The organism is Caulobacter sp. GW821-FHT09A05 (assembly GCF_059418465.1).
Map to the genome: position 1 here is coordinate 262,588 of NZ_JBWKPX010000003.1, position 17,112 is coordinate 279,699.

A 17,112-nucleotide genomic window follows, 5' to 3' on the forward strand; every position below is an offset into this window, starting at 1 on the left:
TGGAACTGGCGCTGGTTCGCGGTCGCTCGGGCGGCCGAACGCCGCTCCATGAACGCTGCTTGCCATAACGATAGTTATAACTACTATATCCCCGCACAGGCAGAAACGGGGGTATGGAATGCGGAAGCTCCAGGTGCTCGCGGGGGTCGCTGGCGCGGCGATGACGGCGGCGGCGGGGCAGGCCCTCGCCCAGCAGGCGACCGCGCTCGACGAGATCGTCGTCACCGCCCAGAAGCGCGCGGAAAACCTCCAGGACGTGCCGGTCTCGGTGACCGCCCTGACCGCCGACCAGCTCAAGGACCAGCGGGTGGGCGACGTGCTGGCCCTGTCGGGCCTGTCGCCGGGCCTGCAGATCAAGACCGACGACAACGCCGCCAACCCGCGCATCTTCATCCGCGGCATCGGGGTCAACGACTTCAACCCCAGCACGGCCAGCGCGGTCGGGGTCTATGTCGACGGGGTCTATGTGGCCTCGCCCCTGGCCCAGATGGCCGGCTTCTACGACCTGCAGCAGGTGGAGGTGCTGCGCGGACCGCAGGGCACGCTCTATGGCCGCAACACCACCGGCGGCGCGATCAACGTCACCACCAGGAAGCCGAGCGACACGCCCGAGGGCGACCTGGCCGTCGACTACGGCCGGTTCAATGCGCTGAACGTCCAGGGCGGCTTCGGCGGTCCGATCGCCGACACCCTGGCCTTCCGCATCGCCGGTCTCTACGACAAGAGCGACGGTTACACGCTCAACCGCCTGACCGGCAACAAGGGCAACGACGCCGATCGCAAGGCCGTGCGCGGCGCCCTGCGCTGGACACCCGACGACAGGCTGACCGTCGACGTCTCGGCCAGCTACAGCAAGTCGAGCGGGGGCTCGATCCTGACCTACAACCGCTCGCTGGTGGCCCAGACGGCCGAGGCGGCCAGCACGGCCGATCCCGATCCGACCTTCGGCTACATCTTCTGCAAGCCGGCCTACTACACCTCGGGCCAGTGCACGAACGTCGCCGGCTACGCCAACACCAGCAGCAACAAGTACGAGGGCGACTACCGCTTCGAGGGCAAGGACATCGTCAAGCTGTTCGGGGCGACCAGCGCCGTCAGCTACGACTTCGGCGGCGTGACGCTGTATTCGATCACCGGCTACCAGCGGGCCAGGCGCGACGACTACGAAGAGACCGACGCCAACCCGATCTCGATCTTCGACGCCCGCTACATCGCCGAGCAGGACACCACCAGCCAGGAGCTTCGCCTGCAATCGAACGGCGCGACCGCCCTGCGCTGGGTCGCCGGCGTCTACGCGGCTCGCGACAACCTCGACAACGACAGCCACTACAACGTCCTGGAAGTGCTGCGGGTCCCCGATCCGGTCAACAACCCCACCGGCATGGATCCGGCCAACAGCGTCGGCGTGTTCGGCTGGCCGCTGCACCAGAAGACCACCAGCTACGCCGCCTTCGGACAGGTCGACTACGATCTCACCCCGAAACTGACCCTGACCGGCGGCCTGCGCTGGTCGCAGGACAAGAAGACCTTCCACTATGTCAGCGACGTCGACCACGGCCTGCTGACCCTGTTCGAATACGACAACCAGAAGACCTTCAGCTCGATCTCGGGCCGGGTGGGCCTGCGCTATGCGATCAGCGACGACGCCAACGTCTATGCGACCTACAATCGCGGGACCAAGAGCGGCGGCTTCTTCAGCGGCCAGACCACCGACCCGGCGGACCTGGGTCCCTATCGCGACGAAACCGTCAACGCCTACGAGGTGGGCGCCAAGAGCGAGTTCCTGGACCGCCGCCTGCGGGTGAACGTCTCGGCCTTCTACTACGATTACAAGGACCTGCAGGTCTACACGGTGATCCAGCGCAACGGCCTGCCGGTGCAGCTGTTCACCAACGCCTCCAAGGCCCGGGTCTATGGCGGCGAGGCCGAGATCGAGGCGCGGCCGATGACCGGCCTGTCCCTGACCCTGGGCGCGTCGCTGCTCAACGCGGAATACAAGGACTTCCAGTCGCTGGGCGACGACTATTCGGGCAACACCCTGCCCTCGGCCCCCAAGGCCAGCCTGAACGGCGCGGCCCGCTACGAGCACCCGGTGGGAGCCGGCAAGCTGATCAGCCAGCTGGACTTCACCTATCGCGGCAAGGTCTATTACGACACGGCCAACACCGAGCGGCTCAGCGACAAGGCCCGGGCCTATGTCAACGGTCAGCTGGGCTGGGCCTTCGCCGACGGGCGCTACGAACTGGGCGTGTGGGGCAAGAACCTGGCCGATACCACCAACATCTCCGACATTACCCCGATCGCCGCCTTCGGCTTCGACGTGTTCAGCATGGGCCCGCCGCGCACCTACGGCCTCTACCTCCGGGCCCGCTATTGAGCGTGGCCGAGGCGCCCGCCGCCGTCGCCCCGTCCCCCGCCGCCGCGGGGGCCTGGATCGGCCCGCCGCCCAGCCTGGGCCAGCGCCTGACGGTGTTCTGGATCGGCCTGGTCGGGGTGCTGTTTCCCGGGGTCGGGCCGCTGCTGCTGGGCGGGCTGGAAGGCGCCGGCCGCCTGACCGCCAACCAGCTGGGCCTGGCCGGCATGGGCGAGCTGGTGGCGATGGGGATCGGGGCGGCCGTGCTCGGCCCGCTGTTCGGCGAGCGCCGGCTGCGGCTGGCGGCCCTGAGCGGCGCCCTGGCTCTGGCGGCCCTGGACCTGGCCACGACCCGCGTCTCGGGCGACCTGCTGATCCTGGTGCGCGCCGTCGCGGGCCTTCCGGCCGGCGTGATGATCTGGCTGATCACCGGCATGATCGTCCGCGCGCCGCGCCCCGAACGCTGGGCGGGACTCTACCTGACCATCCAGACCCTGCTGCAGCTGGGCGTGGTGAGCGCGATCGGCGCCTTCGTCGTCGGGCCCTTCGGACCGGACGGCGGCTTCGTGGTGCTGGCCGCGCTCACCGTCTCGGCCGCCGTGGCCGGCCTGGGCATACCGGGCGCCTATACGCCCCTGGTCGAGACCGAGGACAATCCCAAGGGCCTGCCCAGCGCGCGCGGCTGGATCGCCCTGGCGGCCGTCTTCTGCTTCCTGGCCTTCATCCTGGCCGTCTGGATCTATGCCGAGCCCCTGTCACGCCAGGCCGGGCATCCGGCCAGCGTCGCCAGCGCCGCCTTCGCGGTGTCCCTGGCCGCCCAGGTCGCGGGCGGCGCGGCGGCCACGGCCCTGGCCGGACGGCTGTCGTGGTTCTGGTCCCTGGCGGTCGCCGTGATCCTGGCGATCGGCGCCCTGTTCGTCATGGCGAGCCTGCCGTCGGCGGCGGTGTTCCTGGTGGCCGCCGGCGTGTTCGGCTTCGTCTGGCTGTTCGCCTCGCCCTATCTGACGCCGCTGGCCATCGAGGCCGATCCCAGCCGCCGGGCCGCCTTGCTGGGGCCCGGCGCCAGCCTGCTGGGCTGCGGCGCGGGGCCCTTGCTGGCTTCGTTCGTGGTCAGCGGCGCCGACGTGCGGCCGGCGGTCTGGTTGGGCGTCGGCCTGGCCCTGGTCACCCTGGCGATCATCACCTTCCTGCATCTGACAAGATCGCGCTAAGGCGTCGAAGCGATTGGTTTTTTCCTCGAAGCGTTCTAGTCCAGGACGGACCTGAAGGAGAGACCGCATGCCGAAGGCGACGGCCAGGAAGACCGCCAGCCCCGACATCGCGCTGGACGCCAAGCTGCAGCCGACCCAGGCTCGCGGGCAGGACACCTACGAGGTCGTGCTGGCCACGGCCGGCGAGATGCTGGGCGAGATCGGCTTCGAACAACTGACCACCAACGCCATCTGCAAGCGCGCCGGCCTGACCCCGCCGGCCCTCTACCGCTACTTCCCCAACAAGTACGCGATCCTCAAGGAACTGGGCGACCGGCTGATGAAGGCCCAGGACGACATGGTCTTCGCCTGGATCGAGGCCGGTGGGCTGGAGGGGGACACCGCCGCAGAGCGCGTCGAGAAGAACGTGGCGATGCTGACCGAGATGATCGAGATGACCCGGCGCTTTCCCGGCGGCGCGGCGATCGGCCGGGCCCTGCGCGCCGTGCCCATGCTGCAGCAGTTGCGCTTCGCCTCGCGCGACATGGTGGCCGGCCAGTTCGCCGAGATCCTCAAGGCCCGTTATCCGGACGCGCCGGACGGCCGCGTGCGGCTGGCCATGCGGATGATGGTCGAGCTGACCTATTCGGCCACTGAAATGGCCGTCGAGGAACCGGACCAGGACGCCCTGGCCCTCAGCCGCGAGGTCTGCCTGCTGTTCGAGCGGTATTTCGATACCTTCGGCGATCCGTCGCTGGTTCCGTGGAACGACCAGTTGCAAGAACGATAGTTTTTACTATCATCCTTGCGTCGCAGACGGAGAGATGCGGATGACGGGGTGGAGCAACTGGTCGGGCAGCGTCGCGGCCTCCCCTCGCCTGATCGCCAGGCCGCGTGACGCCGGCGAACTGGCGTCGCTGGTGGAACAGGCCGGCAAGGTCCGCGTCGTCGGGGCCGGCCACTCGTTCATGCCGCTGTGCGAGACCAGCGACCTGCTGCTGAACCTGTCCGACTACGAAGGCGCGATCGAGATCGCGGCCGACCGCAAGACCGCCTGGGCCCCCGCCGGCTGGAGCCTCAAGCGCCTGACGGCGGCCCTGTGGGACCAGGGCCTGTCGCTGATCAACCAGGGCGACATCAATCCCCAATCCCTGGCCGGCGCCATCTCGACCGGCACCCACGGCACCGGCGCGGCGCTGGGCAGCCTGTCGACCCAGGCCTGCGGCTTCCGGCTGATGACCGCCGACGGCGCGATCGTCGAATGCGGCCCCGACCAGAACCCCGAACTCTACCAGGCCCAGCGCCTGTCGCTGGGCCTGCTGGGCGTGGCCGTCGAGATCCGGATCCATGTCGTCCCCGCCTATCACCTGGAGGAGCGGGTCGAGCGCCGGCCCCTGGCCGAGGTCGCCGAGCGCCTGGACGAGCTGGCCGCGGCCACCCGGCACATGGAGTTCTTCGTCTTCCCCTATTCGGACGAGGTGATCTTCAAGACCCTGCACCCCGTCGAGGCCGAGGCACCCGACCGGCCGGCCCGGGAGATCGGGGAAGACAGCGAGGCGACCTTCAAGACCATCTGCGACATCTGCGCCGCCGCGCCGTTCCTGACCCCCTCGCTGCAGCGCCTGATGATGCGGATGATGGGCAAGGCCAGCCGCCGCGTCGGCCCGGCCTACGCGATCTTCCCGTCCGAGCGGAACATCCGCTTCGAGGAGATGGAGTACGAGCTGCCCCGCGCCGCCGGCCTGCCGACCCTGAAGGCGGCCATGGCCCACATCCGCAAGCGCCGCCTGCCGATCACCTTCCCGTTCGAGTTCCGCCTGGCGGCCGGCGACGACATCTGGATGAGCCCGTTCAACGCCGGCCCGGGCGCCTCGATCTCGTTCCACCAGTACGCCAGGATGCCCTGGCGGCCGGCCTTCGCCGAGATGGAGGCCGTGCTGCGCGACGGCGCGGGGCGTCCCCACTGGGCCAAGCGCCACACCCTGACCACGGCCGACGTCCACCGGCTCTATCCGCGGGCCGGCGACTTCGTGGCGGCCTGCAAGGCCTGGGACCCGGCCGGAAAGTTCGCCAACCCCCACCTGACCCAGCTCTTCGGCCTCTGACAGGACCCGCCATGACCGACCAAGACCTGCACGCCGGCCTGATCGGCGCCCAAGGCTCGCGCCGCGCCCTCAACACGCCGGTGCTGGTGATCGACCGTCCGGCCCTGGAGCGCAACATCGCCCGCATGGCGGCGTTCGCGACCGGCAAGGGCGTCAAGCTGCGGCCCCACGCCAAGACCCACAAGAGCGTCGACATCGCCAAGCTGCAGATCGCCGCCGGAGCCGTGGGCCTGTGCTGCGCCAAGATCGGCGAGGCCGAGGTCCTGGCCGAGGGCGGGGTGACGACTGGCCTGCTGATCACCTCGCCGGTGGTCTCGGCGCCCGCCGTCGCCCGGCTGATCGCCCTGAACGGCAAGACCACCGACCTGATGGCCGTGGTTGACCATCCGGCCAATGTCGCCGCCCTCGGTGCGGCGGCGGAGGCGGCCGGCAAGGCGCTGAAGGTGGTCATCGACCTGGATCCCGGCATCCACCGCACCGGCGTGACTTCGCCCGAGGCGGCGGTCGCGCTGCTGCGGGCCATCCAGGCCCAACCGGGCCTGATCTATGCCGGCCTGCAGTGCTATTGCGGCATGCAGCAGCACATCGAGGGCTTCGCCGACCGCAAGGCCAATCTGGAGGACCGCGGCGCCTATATCCGCTCGGTGATCGACGCCCTGACCGCCGCCGGCGGGCCGCCGCCGATCGTCTCGGGCTCGGGCACCGGCTCGCACCGGATCGACGCGGAGCTTGGGATCTTCACCGAGTTCCAGGTCGGCTCCTACGTGTTCATGGACGGCCAGTACCTGGTCTGCGATATCGCCGGCGACGGGGCGGACAACAGCCCGTACGAGCCCGCGCTGCTGATCGACGCCCGGGTGGTCAGCGCCAACACCCCCGGCCTGGTCACGGTCGACGCCGGCTTCAAGGCGCTGTCGACCGACGCCGATCCGCCCACGGTGCTGGGCGGGGCGCCGGACGGGTCGCGCTACTTCTTCATGGGCGACGAGCACGGGGCGATCCTGCCGCCGCCCGGAACGACGCCGCCCGGCCTCGACGACCGGGTGATCCTGGGCGCGCCACACTGCGATCCGACCGTGAACCTCTACGACACCTACCACGTGGTCGACGGCGACACCCTGGTGGCGCTGTGGCCCGTGTCGGCGCGGGGACGCTCGCGCTAGGCGCCGGTCAACCTGGCCGCAACATCTGGAACTTTCCCGCCTCGTCGATCCCGAAATAGTCGCCCGCGCCGCCGCCCCTCAGGATCGGCTCGGCGGCCACGGTGTCGTAGACGCCGTCGACCAGCAGCGCCCGGTCGATATGGACCATCACCACCTCGCCCAGGGTCAGCCAGGCGTCCACCGGCGCGCCCTCGGCGTCGCTCAGGCGGATCATCTGGGTCAGGCGGCATTCGAACGCCACGGGGCTCTCGGCGACGCGGGGCGCGACGACCCGGTGCGACGGCGCGGCCGTCAGGCCGGCCAGGGCGAACTCGTCGACATGGTCGGGAACCATCGCCGAGGTGGCGTTCACCGCCTGGGCCAGGGGGCGCGTCGCCAGGTTCCAGACGAACTGGCCGGTCTCTTCGATGTTGCGCACCGAATCCTTCCAGCCCGTGCTGGAAAAGCCGATGATCGGCGGCTTGTAGTTGAAGGCGTTGAAGAAGCTGTAGGGCGCCAGATTGCGGACGCCCGCGGCGCTGACCGTCGAGATCCAGCCGATCGGCCGGGGCGCGACGATGGCGTTCAGGGGGTCGTGTCGCAGGCCATGGCCGGCCTTGGGGTCGTAGGAATGGATCTCGGTCATGGGCGCCTCGCTGGATCGAGGCCCGTCTTAGAGCATCGCACGGAAAAGTGGAGGCGGACCTTCCGTGAAAGTGACGCCAAAACAAGGATCTACGGAAGGTCGTGCGGTTCCCATGTCCCGCGGCCCGCCAGCCGCCGGACCACATCTCCGGCCTTCTAGCTGGCCCGGGCCTCCGCCAAGGTCGACAACTCGGCCAGGATCAGGTGGGCCGCCCGCGAGGCGGGCTCGGCGTCATGGTCCACGTCGCCATGGTCCAACAGGGAGGCCAGCTTGGCGCGCGCCCGGCAGACCCGGCTCTTCATCGTTCCCTCCGGCACGTCGCACATCTGCGCCGCCTGCCGATGGGAGAAGCCGCCCGCCCCGATCAGGATCATCGCCTCGCGCTGCTCGTCGCTCAGGGTGGCCAGCGCGTTGCGCAGGTCGTTGAGGATCAGCGACTGGACCTGGTTGCCCCCGACCGTCGGGGTCTGGGCGCCGATGGCCAGATCCAAGGGGACCTCCCGCCACTGGCGACGGCGATGCGAATAGAAGTGATTGCGCGCGATCTTCAGCAGCCAGCCCTTGAGGTTCGTGCCCGGCGTGAACTGCGCCCGGTGCCGCCAGGCCTTGAGCAAGGTGTCCTGCGCCAGGTCGTCGCCCGCCGTCACGTTCCCGCAAAGGCCACGGGTGAAGGACCGCAGAAGCGGGATGCTGGCCACGACCTGCCGCCTGAACTCGTCTTCGTCGAGCGGCGTCGGACAGCCCGGCGGGGACACGAAGCTGCGCGCCTCGTCCGCGAGCGCGGCCTTCGCGCCGTTCCAGCGGGCGGAGGTCTCGAGAAGTTTCGCGGTCGGGGTGATGTCCGTCATGGAGGCTCCGAAGTCAGACGTGGGCGGCGTCCGGACTTTCCGCCGGGCGCGGCGCCGCCTCAATCGGGTGAAACCCTGGCTGTAGGAGCAAACGGCTCGAATTGCGCACCGCCGGGCGCGGGCCATCGGGGAAAGAATTGGCCCGGAAAGTTCCCCCGCCGTCGCCGCCGCGACATGGTCTCGTCGCGAGACGTGTAGGTGTCGACCTGGACCACTAGAAGTTCGAAGATGGAGTATTCCGCAACTTCGCGCGGAAAATTCAGCAAGCGTTCTCCTCGAAAACGGACAATCATGGTGCGCACTCTCCTCGGAGCGAGAATCGAAGATGCCCTTGCCTAGCGCCCCGACCATTCTGCTCGCCGACGATCATTCGATCGTGCGCGCAGGACTGCGCGAGGCGCTGGAATCACAGCCGGGCTGGACCATCTGCGGCGAGGCTTCCAACGGCCGGGACGCGATCCGCCTGGCCAAGGAGCTGGTTCCGGACGTGATGATCCTGGACATCAGCATGCCCGACGTGAGCGGCGTGATCGTCGCCCGCGACGTTCGCAAGCTGAAGACCCACACCGAGCTGCTGATCTTCACCATGCACGACAGCGAGCAGCTGGTGCGCGAGGTGTTCAGCGCCGGCGCGCGGGGTTTCGTGCTGAAGTCGGCCTCGACCGACCACATCATCGCCGCCGTCGCCTCGCTGCTGAACCACAAGCCCTATTTCTGCCCGGGCATCACCGACGCCGTGCTGCGCGGCTATCTTTCGCCCGGGGTTCACGGGCTGGGCGAGGTCATCGAAGGGGCCGAGACCCTGACCACGCGCGAGCTGCTGATCGTCCAGCTGCTGGCCGAGTCGCGCAGCAACAAGGTCATCGCCTCGATGCTCGACATCAGCGTCAAGACCGTCGAGAGCCATCGCGGCAACATCATGCGAAAGCTGGGCGCCCACTCGCTGGCCGACATCGTGCGGTACGCCATCCGCAACAAGCTGATCGAAGCCTAGCGGCTCGATAGCAAGATCGCCCGGGATGGAAGGGAGAGCCGGCCCGGCACATGCGTCGGGACATGAGGGCCGGCTCTCCGGCCCGCGACCACGACCGCGCTCTTGGGGGAATGAGCGCGCCGCGGTTTGCCAAGGGAAATCGGGGGTGACGCCTTGACGAGCGGGCGGCGCCAGAATGCGGCCGTGACGGCTCGAGCGCCATCAGGTCAAACCCTAGGTCGATACAGGAAAACCCCTACGACCGCGGGTCAGGCCAGGTGAGCCGAGTTCTTGACCGCGCTCGTGGCCGCCTGCTTCTGGCGAGCGCGCTCGATGGCTTCGTCCAGCAGCTTCAGCAGTTCCGACTGCATCTGTATGGACTCGGCGTCCGTCGCCCGAACCCCGCCCAAGACCGACTGCCGGATTTCCTCGAGCTGTTCGAGCGACAGCGCCGCGCAGAGGCGGAGGCTGAGGAACTGAAGCGCGGCTACTCGGATCTCAAGATTTGTCATCGGCATGTCGCTGCGAAAACAAGGTGCGAGCAGATACGGACGGATACGGCCGTCGAATGTCGGCGACGGAACGACCATATCCATCGCGTTCAAGCGGCGCCACGGCGGACTCCCCGCGGGCGAATCCCACGGCGACATCAGACTAGAACGGACAAAACCCTGTTTGGCCCGCTTCAATTGTTAACTAGTGCAAATGAGGGGCTGGAGGGGGAGGCCGACAGCCGGGCATTCGCGAAATTCGCCGGCCTCGAACGAACGGCGCACGTGTCGTCAAGAACCATCCTGCGCCGCATGGAACGCGCGCCGGACACCAGAGCCCATGCGTGGTCTGTTTCTTCAAGGCTGTCCACCGTTATCCTGGCCTTCCGCTCGGTCCGAAATCAGGCGGATCCCTTCCCTGGCCGGGGAAAAAGACCTACGCGACCGGCGGATTGACGTCGCGGCCGCCGAGCTCGCCCGAACGCCGGGGTTGTTTCCGGATGATGGAAAAGCGTCGAAGCTATTGGCGCGCGACCGCGCTATGATGGGCGGCGCCGGTGATCGCCCCGCGCCATGCGGGATCGCCGGCCTGAAAGGACCTCATGTCCGACCGACCGGACGCGCGTCAGGCCACGCGCTGGACCGCCCTGCTCGACCTCATCGGCATCCACCAGATCACGGCCCAGGAAATTCGCGCCGAAACGCTGTTCCTGGGGAGCCGCCATCAGGGACGGATCGTCGAGGGCGCCCGCCTGGAGCTCAAGTCGCCCGAACTCTCCGCCCATCGCGCCGCCTTGCTGCGGGCCGTGATCCGCGCGGCGCCGGTGACGGCGGCGGGAGCCGACCAGTGACGGACGAGGAGGCCCAGACCCTGCGGCGCGAAAACGACTATCTCAAGCGACGCAACGCCCAGCTTCAGGACGACGTCACCAGCCTGTCCGGCCAGCTCCTGCGCCTGCAGCAGGACCTGGAGCGGGTGAGCGGTCGCCGGGCGACCCTGTCGCCGGACCCCCTGTCGGGCGGCCAGTAGGATGACGCTTTCCCCGGGACAACTCGCCGCCTTGAGGAACCTCGCCCACAAGAAGGCCGGCAAGGCCGTCGACTGGATCAACATCGCCGATGCGCGGGGCCTGACCGACCTGGGCCTGGCGGAGCGCAACGGCGGCGGCTGGGTGATCACCGCCAAGGGCGTCGCCGCCCTGGCGGACCGGGACGTCAAGGACTCGGATTAGTCCAATAAGCCTCTGAAGTTTTGCGACGATCGTTCCGGAAGCTCGTCCGGTCCATCAGTCGCCGATGAAGCGGTAACCGATCCCCGGCTCGGTCAGGATCATCGCCGGGGTCGATGGATCGGCCTCCAGTTTCTGGCGCAGCTGGCCGACGAACACCCGCAGGTACTGGGTGTCGTGGGCGTGGGCCGGGCCCCAGACGGCGGTCAGCAGGTCCTTGTGGGTCAGCACCTTGCCCCGGGCCTGGGCCAGGCGCGCCAGCACGTCGTATTCGCGGGGCGAGACCTTCACCACGGCGCCGTCGCGGGTCACCAGGTGCTTTTCCAGGTCGATCTCGACCGCGCCCGCCCGGATCGGCGCCAGCGGCCCCTGGGCCTGGCCGCGCTGGCGCAGCGCCACGCGAAGGCGCGCCAGCAACTCCCCGACTCCGAACGGTTTTTCCACATAGTCGTTGGCGCCCAGGTCCAGGGCCTGGATCTTTTCGGCCTCGCGGTCACGGGCCGAGAGGATGACGATCGGGCCCTCGTAGAAGGCGCGGGCCTTCTCCAGCACCGCCTTGCCGTCCATGTCGGGCAGGCCCAGGTCCAGCACCACGGCGTCGGGCGACCACAGGGCGATGCCGCGCAGGCCCTCCTGGCCGCTGTCGGCGCGCAGGGGCTCGTAGCCGGCGGCGTCCAGGGCCGGGCCGAGGAACCGGTGGATCTGCGGCTCGTCGTCGATGATCAGGATGCGTTGGCGCATTCCCGTGTTCTGGCCAGCGGTCATGCCCACGCTCATAGCAGATGATGCGGAGTCGCGATCGCCTTGGGCAGGCTGATCAGGATCCGCGTGCCCTTGCCGTCGTGGATCGGGCTGGCGGCGGCGATCCGTCCGCCCATGGCGTCGACGAAGCCCTTGGAGATCGACAGGCCCAGGCCCGCGCCCTGGTGGCGGTCGGTGGGCTCCTCCATGCGGCGGAACTTCTCGAACACCTGCTCCAGCTCGGCGGTCGGTATGCCCCTGCCCTCGTCCTCGATGCTGATCACCACGTTGGACCGGTCCTCGTAGGCGGCCATCTCGATCCGGGCGCCATCCTGGCTGTAGGCGATGGCGTTTTCCAGGATGTTGACCACGGCCTGCTCCAGCAGGCTGGAGTCGGCGCGCACCAGGCTGAGCTCGACCGGGAAGTCGCGTGCCAGGACCCGGGTCTCCAGGCGGCGCGAGACCCGGTCGGCCGCCGCGCCCAGCACGTCGCGCACGTCGGTCCAGTCGGTGCGCAGCCGCAGCGCCCCGCCTTCCAGCCGGGTCATGTCCAGCAGGTTGCCCACATAGCGGTTCAGCCGTTCGGCCTCCTCGCGGATGCTGAGCAGCAGGTCGTCGCGCACCGCCGGCGTCATGCCCTTGCCGTAGTCGAGCAGGGTGCTGGAGGCGCCCAGCACCGTCGACAGCGGCGTGCGCAGGTCGTGGCTGATCGAGTTGAGCAGGGCCGAGCGGAAGCGGTCGGCGCGGCGCAGGGTCTCGGCCTCGACGGCCTCGGAGGCCAGCTCGGCCCGTTCCAGGGCCACCGCCCCCTGCTCCAGCAAGGCCAGCAGCAGCCGTTCGTCCTCGGAGCCGGCGATCATCGCGCCCGCCTCCACCCCCGCCACCCCGGCCCGCGAGCGCACGCCTTCCAGCGGCCAGAAGGTCCAGCGGGCCTGCGGAAGGGTGCCGGTGCCGAACCCCGCCGCTTCGCCCTTTTCCCAGGCCCAGCGAGCGGCGGCCATGGGCGCGGCGTCCAGCTCCTCCAGCGTCGGGGCCCCGGCGGCGGGCTGGAGCTCCCCGTTGGCGGGCAGCAACACCACGGCCTTGGCGCCGACCGCCGCGGCCGTCTGCTCGGCCAGGGCCTTGGCCGCCGCCTCGCGCCCGGCCGCGGCCGAGAAGGTCCGGCTGGCGGCGAGCAGGGCCGAGACCGCCGAGGCCCGCCGTTGGGCGTCGCGGCCCTGGTCCCGCACCCGTCCCGCCAGCCCGCCGGCCGCCAGGGCCACGGCCCAGAAGACGATCAGGGTCAGGAAATCGGTCGGCGTGCCGATCGCGAACGAGTGGCGCGGCTCCAGGAACATGTAGTTGTAGACCAGGAACGCCACCGTCGCCGCCGCCAGGGCCGGCCGCAGCCCCCGCAGCACCCCGGCCGCCAGCACGGCGGCCAGGAAGATCATGCCCAGGTCCACGCGGTCGAACGCCACGTCCAGGCCCCAGGCCACGACCGTGGCGGCGGCCACGCAGCCGGCGGCGAGCAGATAGGCGGTCCAGTCCACCATGCGCCGGCGGACGGGCGCCTCGACGACCGCCTCGTGCGTGGCTTCGGTGACCACGTGGATGGCCGCGCCGCGCGCCTCGCGCAGCAGGGCCGCGGCCAGGGACCGGCCCAGCAGCTCGCGCCAGCGGCTGTCGGCCGACTTGCCGATGACGATCTGGGTGACGTTGTTGCGGCGGGCGTAGGCCATGACCGTGGCGACGATGTCGGCCCCGCTGAGCACCACGGTCGAGCCGCCCAGCTGCTCGGCCAGCTTCAGGGCGTCGCGGAGCCGGGCCGCCGCGGCCGGGCCCTTGGCTGGCTGGTCCAGGCGATCGACATGGGTCACCGTCCAGGGCGCGTCCATCATCATGTCCGACAATCGCCGGCCGGCCCGCACCAGGCCCGAGGCCATGGCGTCGCCGCCGACCAGCACCAGGATCCGCTCGCCCGCCGCCCAGGGGCCCTCGACCCCCTTCTCGCGCATGGCGGCGACCAGCTGGTCGTCGACGGTCTGGGCCGCGCGGCGCAGGGCCAGCTCGCGCAGGGCGGTCAGGTTCTCGACCTTGAAGAAGTTCTCCGAGGCCAGGCGCGCGGTCTCGGGCACATAGACCTTGCCCTCGGTCAGCCGGTCGCGCAGTTCCTCCGGCGTGATGTCGATCAGTTCGATGGCGTCGGCCCGCGACAGGGCGCTGTCGGGCACGGTCTCGCGCTGGCGCACGCCGGTGATCCGCTGGATGACGTCGACCAGGCTTTCCAGGTGCTGGACGTTCAGGGTCGTCCAGACGTCGATCCCCGCCGCCAGCAGTTCCTCGACGTCCTGCCAGCGCTTGGGATGGCGCGAGCCCGGGGCGTTGGAATGGGCGTATTCGTCGACCAGCAGCAGGGTCGGCCGCCGGGCCAGGGCCGTGTCGAGGTCGAACTCCATCATCACGTGGCCGCGATGGTCGATGGGCTTGCGCGGCAGCACGTCCATGCCGCGCAGCAGGCTTTCCGTCTCGCGCCGGCCGTGGGTCTCGACCAGGCCGATCAGCACGTCCTGGCCGTCGGCCTTGCGGCGGCGGGCGGCGCGCAGCATCTCGTAGGTCTTGCCCACGCCCGGCGCCATGCCCAGAAACACCTTCAGGCGCCCCCGGCCCGCCTTGACGGCGGCGGCCAGGAGCGCCTCGGGATCGGGACGTTTCGGATCGTCAGCCGGCAATCGCTAGCCGCCTTTCGGGAAGCGGGCGTCGAGCGCCCGGTTGACCGCCAGCACATTGACCCGCGGCTGGCCGACGAAACCGAACAGCCGTCTCTGGATCTGGCCCTCGATCACCGCCTGGACGGCGGCGACCGGAGCCCCCCGCGCCCTGGCGATACGGGGCGCCTGGAACCGGGCGTACTCCGGAGAAATGTCCGGGTCCAGGCCCGAGCCCGAGGTGGTCACCGCGTCGGCGGGGATGGCGGCCCCGGGGTTCTCGGCGCGCAGGGCGTCGGCCTCGGCCTTGACCCGCTCGGCCAGGGCCGGGTTCAGCGGCCCCAGGTTCGAGCCGCTGGAGGCCGAGGCGTCGTAGCCGTTGGCGCCGGCCGCCGAAGGGCGCGGGTGCAGGTAGCCGGGCTGGGCGAAGGCCTGGCCGATCAGGGCCGAGCCGACGACCGCGCCCTTGGCGTCGCGCACCAGGCTGCCGTTGGCCTGACCCGGGAACGCCGCCTGGGCGACGCCGGTGACGGCCAGCGGATAGGCCAGGCCCAGCAGGACCGTGAACAGACCCATCGAGACGATGGCGGGGCGAAGGTGGGAGAGCATGAGCTTTAAGTCTCCGAGAATTGCAGCTTAGGCCAAGCCGAGGCCGGATACGATCAGGTCGATCAGCTTGATGCCGACGAACGGGGCGACCAGGCCGCCCAGGCCGTAGACGGTCAGGTTGCGCGACAGCAGCTTTCCGGCCCCGACGGCCCGGTACTTCACGCCCTTCAGCGCCAGCGGGATCAGGGCGACGATCACCAGGGCGTTGAAGATCACCGCCGACAGGATGGCGCTCTGCGGGCTGTGCAGCCGCATGACGTTCAGCGCGCCCAGGGCCGGCAGGGCGACCACGAACATCGCCGGGATGATGGCGAAGTACTTGGCCACGTCGTTGGCGATCGAGAAGGTCGTCAGGGCGCCGCGGGTGATCAGCATCTGCTTGCCCACCTCGACGATCTCGATGACCTTGGTCGGGTCGCTGTCGAGGTCGACCATGTTGCCGGCCTCGCGGGCGGCCTGGGCGCCGGTCTGCATGGCCACGCCGACATCCGCCTGGGCCAGGGCGGGGGCGTCGTTGGCGCCGTCGCCGCACATGGCCACCAGCCGGCCCCTGCCCTGCTCCTCGCGGATCAGCCGCAGCTTGTCCTCCGGCGTGGCCTCGGCCAGGAAGTCGTCGACCCCGGCCTCCGAAGCGATGGCCGCGGCGGTCACCGGGTTGTCGCCGGTGATCATCACGGTGCGCAGGCCCATGCGGCGCAGGTCGGCGAAGCGTTCCTTGACGTTCGGCTTGACCACGTCCTTCAGGTGGATGACGCCGACCAGGACGCCGTTCTCGCTGACCGCCAGGGGCGTGCCGCCCGAGCGGGCGATGCGGTCGACGGCGGCCGTCATCTCGGCGGGGACCAGCTTTGGGTCGAGCGCGAGGGAGCGGTACACGGCGTCGACCGCTCCCTTTCGCCAGGACATTCCACCGGCGTCCAGGCCCGACTGTCGCGTCGAGGCGCTGAAGGCGATCGAGGTCGCGCCTTCGGGCGCCTCGATGACGATTCCAGCGTTGCGGCCCAGCTCGACGATCGACCGGCCTTCCGGGGTCTCGTCGGCCAGGGAGGCGCTGACGGCGGCGCGCAGGGCGGCCTCGGGACGCACGCCCGGCGCGGCGATCACCTCGGTGGCCATGCGGTTGCCGAAGGTGATGGTGCCGGTCTTGTCGAGCAGCAGGGTGTCGACGTCGCCGGCCGCCTCCACGGCCCGGCCGGAGGTGGCCAGGACGTTGTGCTTCATCAGCCGGTCCATGCCAGCGATGCCGACAGCCGAAAGGAGCCCGCCGATCGTCGTGGGAATGAGCGTGATGAACAGCGCCCCCAGCACCAGCGGGTCCAGGGCCACGCCCGAGAACCGGCCCAGGCCCAGCAGGGTCACGACCGCGATCAGGAAGATCAGGGTCAGGCCGGCCAGCAGCACGGCCAGGGCGATCTCGTTGGGCGTCTTGCGACGGTCCGCGCCCTCGACCATGGCGATCATGCGATCCAGGAACGTGCTGCCCGGAGAGGCCGTGACGCGCACCTTGATCCAGTCCGACACCACGGTGGTGCCGCCGGTGACGGCCGAGCGGTCGCCGCCGCTCTCGCGGATGACGGGCGCGCTCTCGCCGGTGATGGCCGCCTCGTTGACGCTGGCCATGCCCTCGATGATCTCGCCGTCGGTGGGGATCACGTCGCCGGCCTCGACCAGGATCACCTCGCCCGGGACCAGCTTGTGGGCGGCGGTCGGGACGATGGCGCCGGTCTTCTCGTCGATGATCAGCTTGGCGTTGGTGGTGACGCGGGTGGCGCGCAGGCTGTCGGCGGCGGCCTTGCCCCGCCCCTCGGCGACGCTTTCGGCCAGGTTGGCGAACAGCACGGTGGCCCACAGCCAGGCCGCGACCTGGATGGCGAAGCCCGCCGCCTGGTGATCGGCCACGGCCGCCACGGCCGAAACCGTCGACAGCAGAGCCACGATCCAGGTGGCGAAGATCACCGGATTGCCGGTCAGCTTGCGCGGGTCCAGCTTGACGAAGGCGTCCTTGGCCGCGCGGCTCAGGATGGCCGCGGACAGGCCGCCGGTCAGGGCGCTGGCCTTGCGGCGCCCCTCTCCGGCATGGGTTTCTAGGGTCGTCATC

At 69.9% G+C, this 17,112-nt stretch carries 16 protein-coding genes; 9 read left to right on the plus strand and 7 right to left on the minus strand.

Annotated features, from left to right (window positions below; genetic code table 11):
* The first annotated feature begins 118 nt into the window (after positions 1-118).
* The 5 genes from AC07NX_RS04385 (at position 119) to AC07NX_RS04405 (ending at position 6,811) form a co-directional block, all read left to right on the plus strand.
* On the plus strand, positions 119-2,377 hold the full coding sequence (locus AC07NX_RS04385; protein WP_494639483.1) for a TonB-dependent receptor: 2,259 nt from the start codon (positions 119-121) through the stop codon (positions 2,375-2,377).
* Positions 2,378-2,379: 2 nt separating this feature from the next.
* A complete protein-coding gene (locus AC07NX_RS04390; protein ID WP_494639485.1) occupies positions 2,380-3,564 on the plus strand; it encodes an MFS transporter in 1,185 nt (394 codons plus the stop codon).
* Between the two features lie 67 nt (positions 3,565-3,631).
* The gene (locus tag AC07NX_RS04395) at positions 3,632-4,333 is read left to right on the plus strand and encodes a TetR/AcrR family transcriptional regulator (protein WP_494639487.1); all 702 of its coding nucleotides are present in this window, start codon (positions 3,632-3,634) and stop codon (positions 4,331-4,333) included.
* 40 nt (positions 4,334-4,373) lie between these two features.
* Entirely contained in the window at positions 4,374-5,648 is a 1,275-nt protein-coding gene (locus tag AC07NX_RS04400; protein ID WP_494639489.1) for a D-arabinono-1,4-lactone oxidase, read from the plus strand.
* 11 nt (positions 5,649-5,659) lie between these two features.
* On the plus strand, positions 5,660-6,811 hold the full coding sequence (locus tag AC07NX_RS04405; RefSeq protein WP_494639491.1) for a DSD1 family PLP-dependent enzyme: 1,152 nt from the start codon (positions 5,660-5,662) through the stop codon (positions 6,809-6,811).
* 7 nt (positions 6,812-6,818) lie between these two features.
* Here AC07NX_RS04405 and AC07NX_RS04410 read toward each other — a convergent pair whose 3' ends face one another.
* Positions 6,819-7,436: a flavin reductase family protein gene (locus tag AC07NX_RS04410; RefSeq protein ID WP_494639493.1), complete on the minus strand. Its 618-nt coding sequence runs from the start codon at positions 7,434-7,436 to the stop codon at positions 6,819-6,821.
* A gap of 155 nt (positions 7,437-7,591) precedes the next feature.
* Positions 7,592-8,284 carry a sigma-70 family RNA polymerase sigma factor gene (locus tag AC07NX_RS04415; protein ID WP_494639494.1) on the minus strand — a complete coding sequence of 231 codons (693 nt, stop codon included), beginning with the start codon at positions 8,282-8,284 and terminating at the stop codon, positions 7,592-7,594.
* Between the two features lie 325 nt (positions 8,285-8,609).
* Here AC07NX_RS04415 and AC07NX_RS04420 point away from each other — a divergent pair, with 325 nt between their 5' ends.
* Positions 8,610-9,278, plus strand: coding sequence for a response regulator transcription factor (locus tag AC07NX_RS04420; RefSeq protein ID WP_035076468.1), 669 nt, complete (start codon positions 8,610-8,612; stop codon positions 9,276-9,278).
* 248 nt (positions 9,279-9,526) lie between these two features.
* Here the strand turns inward: AC07NX_RS04420 and AC07NX_RS04425 are convergent, their stop codons facing one another.
* Complete coding sequence (locus AC07NX_RS04425; protein ID WP_494639495.1) at positions 9,527-9,862, minus strand: hypothetical protein; 336 nt, start codon at positions 9,860-9,862, stop codon at positions 9,527-9,529.
* Positions 9,863-10,350: 488 nt separating this feature from the next.
* On the opposite strand from AC07NX_RS04425, the gene AC07NX_RS04430 reads away from it, so the two are divergent.
* The 3 genes from AC07NX_RS04430 to AC07NX_RS04440 are packed head-to-tail and all read left to right on the plus strand — an operon-like array spanning position 10,351 to position 10,980.
* Positions 10,351-10,599, plus strand: coding sequence for a hypothetical protein (locus tag AC07NX_RS04430; RefSeq protein ID WP_494639496.1), 249 nt, complete (start codon positions 10,351-10,353; stop codon positions 10,597-10,599).
* Positions 10,596-10,778: a coiled-coil domain-containing protein gene (locus AC07NX_RS04435; RefSeq protein WP_494639497.1), complete on the plus strand. Its 183-nt coding sequence runs from the start codon at positions 10,596-10,598 to the stop codon at positions 10,776-10,778. The genes AC07NX_RS04430 and AC07NX_RS04435 overlap by 4 nt, the downstream gene beginning before the upstream one ends.
* Before the next feature lie 31 nt (positions 10,779-10,809).
* Complete coding sequence (locus tag AC07NX_RS04440) at positions 10,810-10,980, plus strand: hypothetical protein (protein WP_494639499.1); 171 nt, start codon at positions 10,810-10,812, stop codon at positions 10,978-10,980.
* Positions 10,981-11,034: 54 nt separating this feature from the next.
* Here AC07NX_RS04440 and AC07NX_RS04445 read toward each other — a convergent pair whose 3' ends face one another.
* Genes AC07NX_RS04445 through kdpB form a run of 4 tightly spaced genes read right to left on the minus strand, consistent with a single transcriptional unit; the run spans position 11,035 to position 17,111 of the window.
* On the minus strand, positions 11,035-11,742 hold the full coding sequence (locus AC07NX_RS04445) for a response regulator (protein ID WP_051964624.1): 708 nt from the start codon (positions 11,740-11,742) through the stop codon (positions 11,035-11,037).
* An 8-nt stretch (positions 11,743-11,750) separates the two neighbouring features.
* Entirely contained in the window at positions 11,751-14,429 is a 2,679-nt protein-coding gene (locus AC07NX_RS04450) for a DUF4118 domain-containing protein (protein WP_494639500.1), read from the minus strand.
* A gap of 3 nt (positions 14,430-14,432) precedes the next feature.
* A complete protein-coding gene (kdpC, locus tag AC07NX_RS04455) occupies positions 14,433-15,014 on the minus strand; it encodes a potassium-transporting ATPase subunit KdpC (RefSeq protein ID WP_494639501.1) in 582 nt (193 codons plus the stop codon).
* A gap of 27 nt (positions 15,015-15,041) precedes the next feature.
* A complete protein-coding gene (gene kdpB / locus AC07NX_RS04460) occupies positions 15,042-17,111 on the minus strand; it encodes a potassium-transporting ATPase subunit KdpB (RefSeq protein WP_494639502.1) in 2,070 nt (689 codons plus the stop codon).
* Position 17,112: the final 1 nt, after the last annotated feature.

Coding starts and splice junctions, on each gene's coding strand:
- AC07NX_RS04385 (WP_494639483.1), top strand. CDS start 119: ATGCGGAAGCTCCAGGTGCTCGCGGGGGTCGCTGGCGCGGCGATGACG.
- AC07NX_RS04395 (WP_494639487.1), top strand. CDS start 3,632: ATGCCGAAGGCGACGGCCAGGAAGACCGCCAGCCCCGACATCGCGCTG.
- AC07NX_RS04400 (WP_494639489.1), top strand. CDS start 4,374: ATGACGGGGTGGAGCAACTGGTCGGGCAGCGTCGCGGCCTCCCCTCGC.
- AC07NX_RS04405 (WP_494639491.1), top strand. CDS start 5,660: ATGACCGACCAAGACCTGCACGCCGGCCTGATCGGCGCCCAAGGCTCG.
- AC07NX_RS04410 (WP_494639493.1), bottom strand. CDS start 7,436: ATGACCGAGATCCATTCCTACGACCCCAAGGCCGGCCATGGCCTGCGA.
- AC07NX_RS04415 (WP_494639494.1), bottom strand. CDS start 8,284: ATGACGGACATCACCCCGACCGCGAAACTTCTCGAGACCTCCGCCCGC.
- AC07NX_RS04420 (WP_035076468.1), top strand. CDS start 8,610: ATGCCCTTGCCTAGCGCCCCGACCATTCTGCTCGCCGACGATCATTCG.
- AC07NX_RS04430 (WP_494639496.1), top strand. CDS start 10,351: ATGTCCGACCGACCGGACGCGCGTCAGGCCACGCGCTGGACCGCCCTG.
- AC07NX_RS04445 (WP_051964624.1), bottom strand. CDS start 11,742: ATGACCGCTGGCCAGAACACGGGAATGCGCCAACGCATCCTGATCATC.
- kdpC (WP_494639501.1), bottom strand. CDS start 15,014: ATGCTCTCCCACCTTCGCCCCGCCATCGTCTCGATGGGTCTGTTCACG.
- kdpB (WP_494639502.1), bottom strand. CDS start 17,111: ATGACGACCCTAGAAACCCATGCCGGAGAGGGGCGCCGCAAGGCCAGC.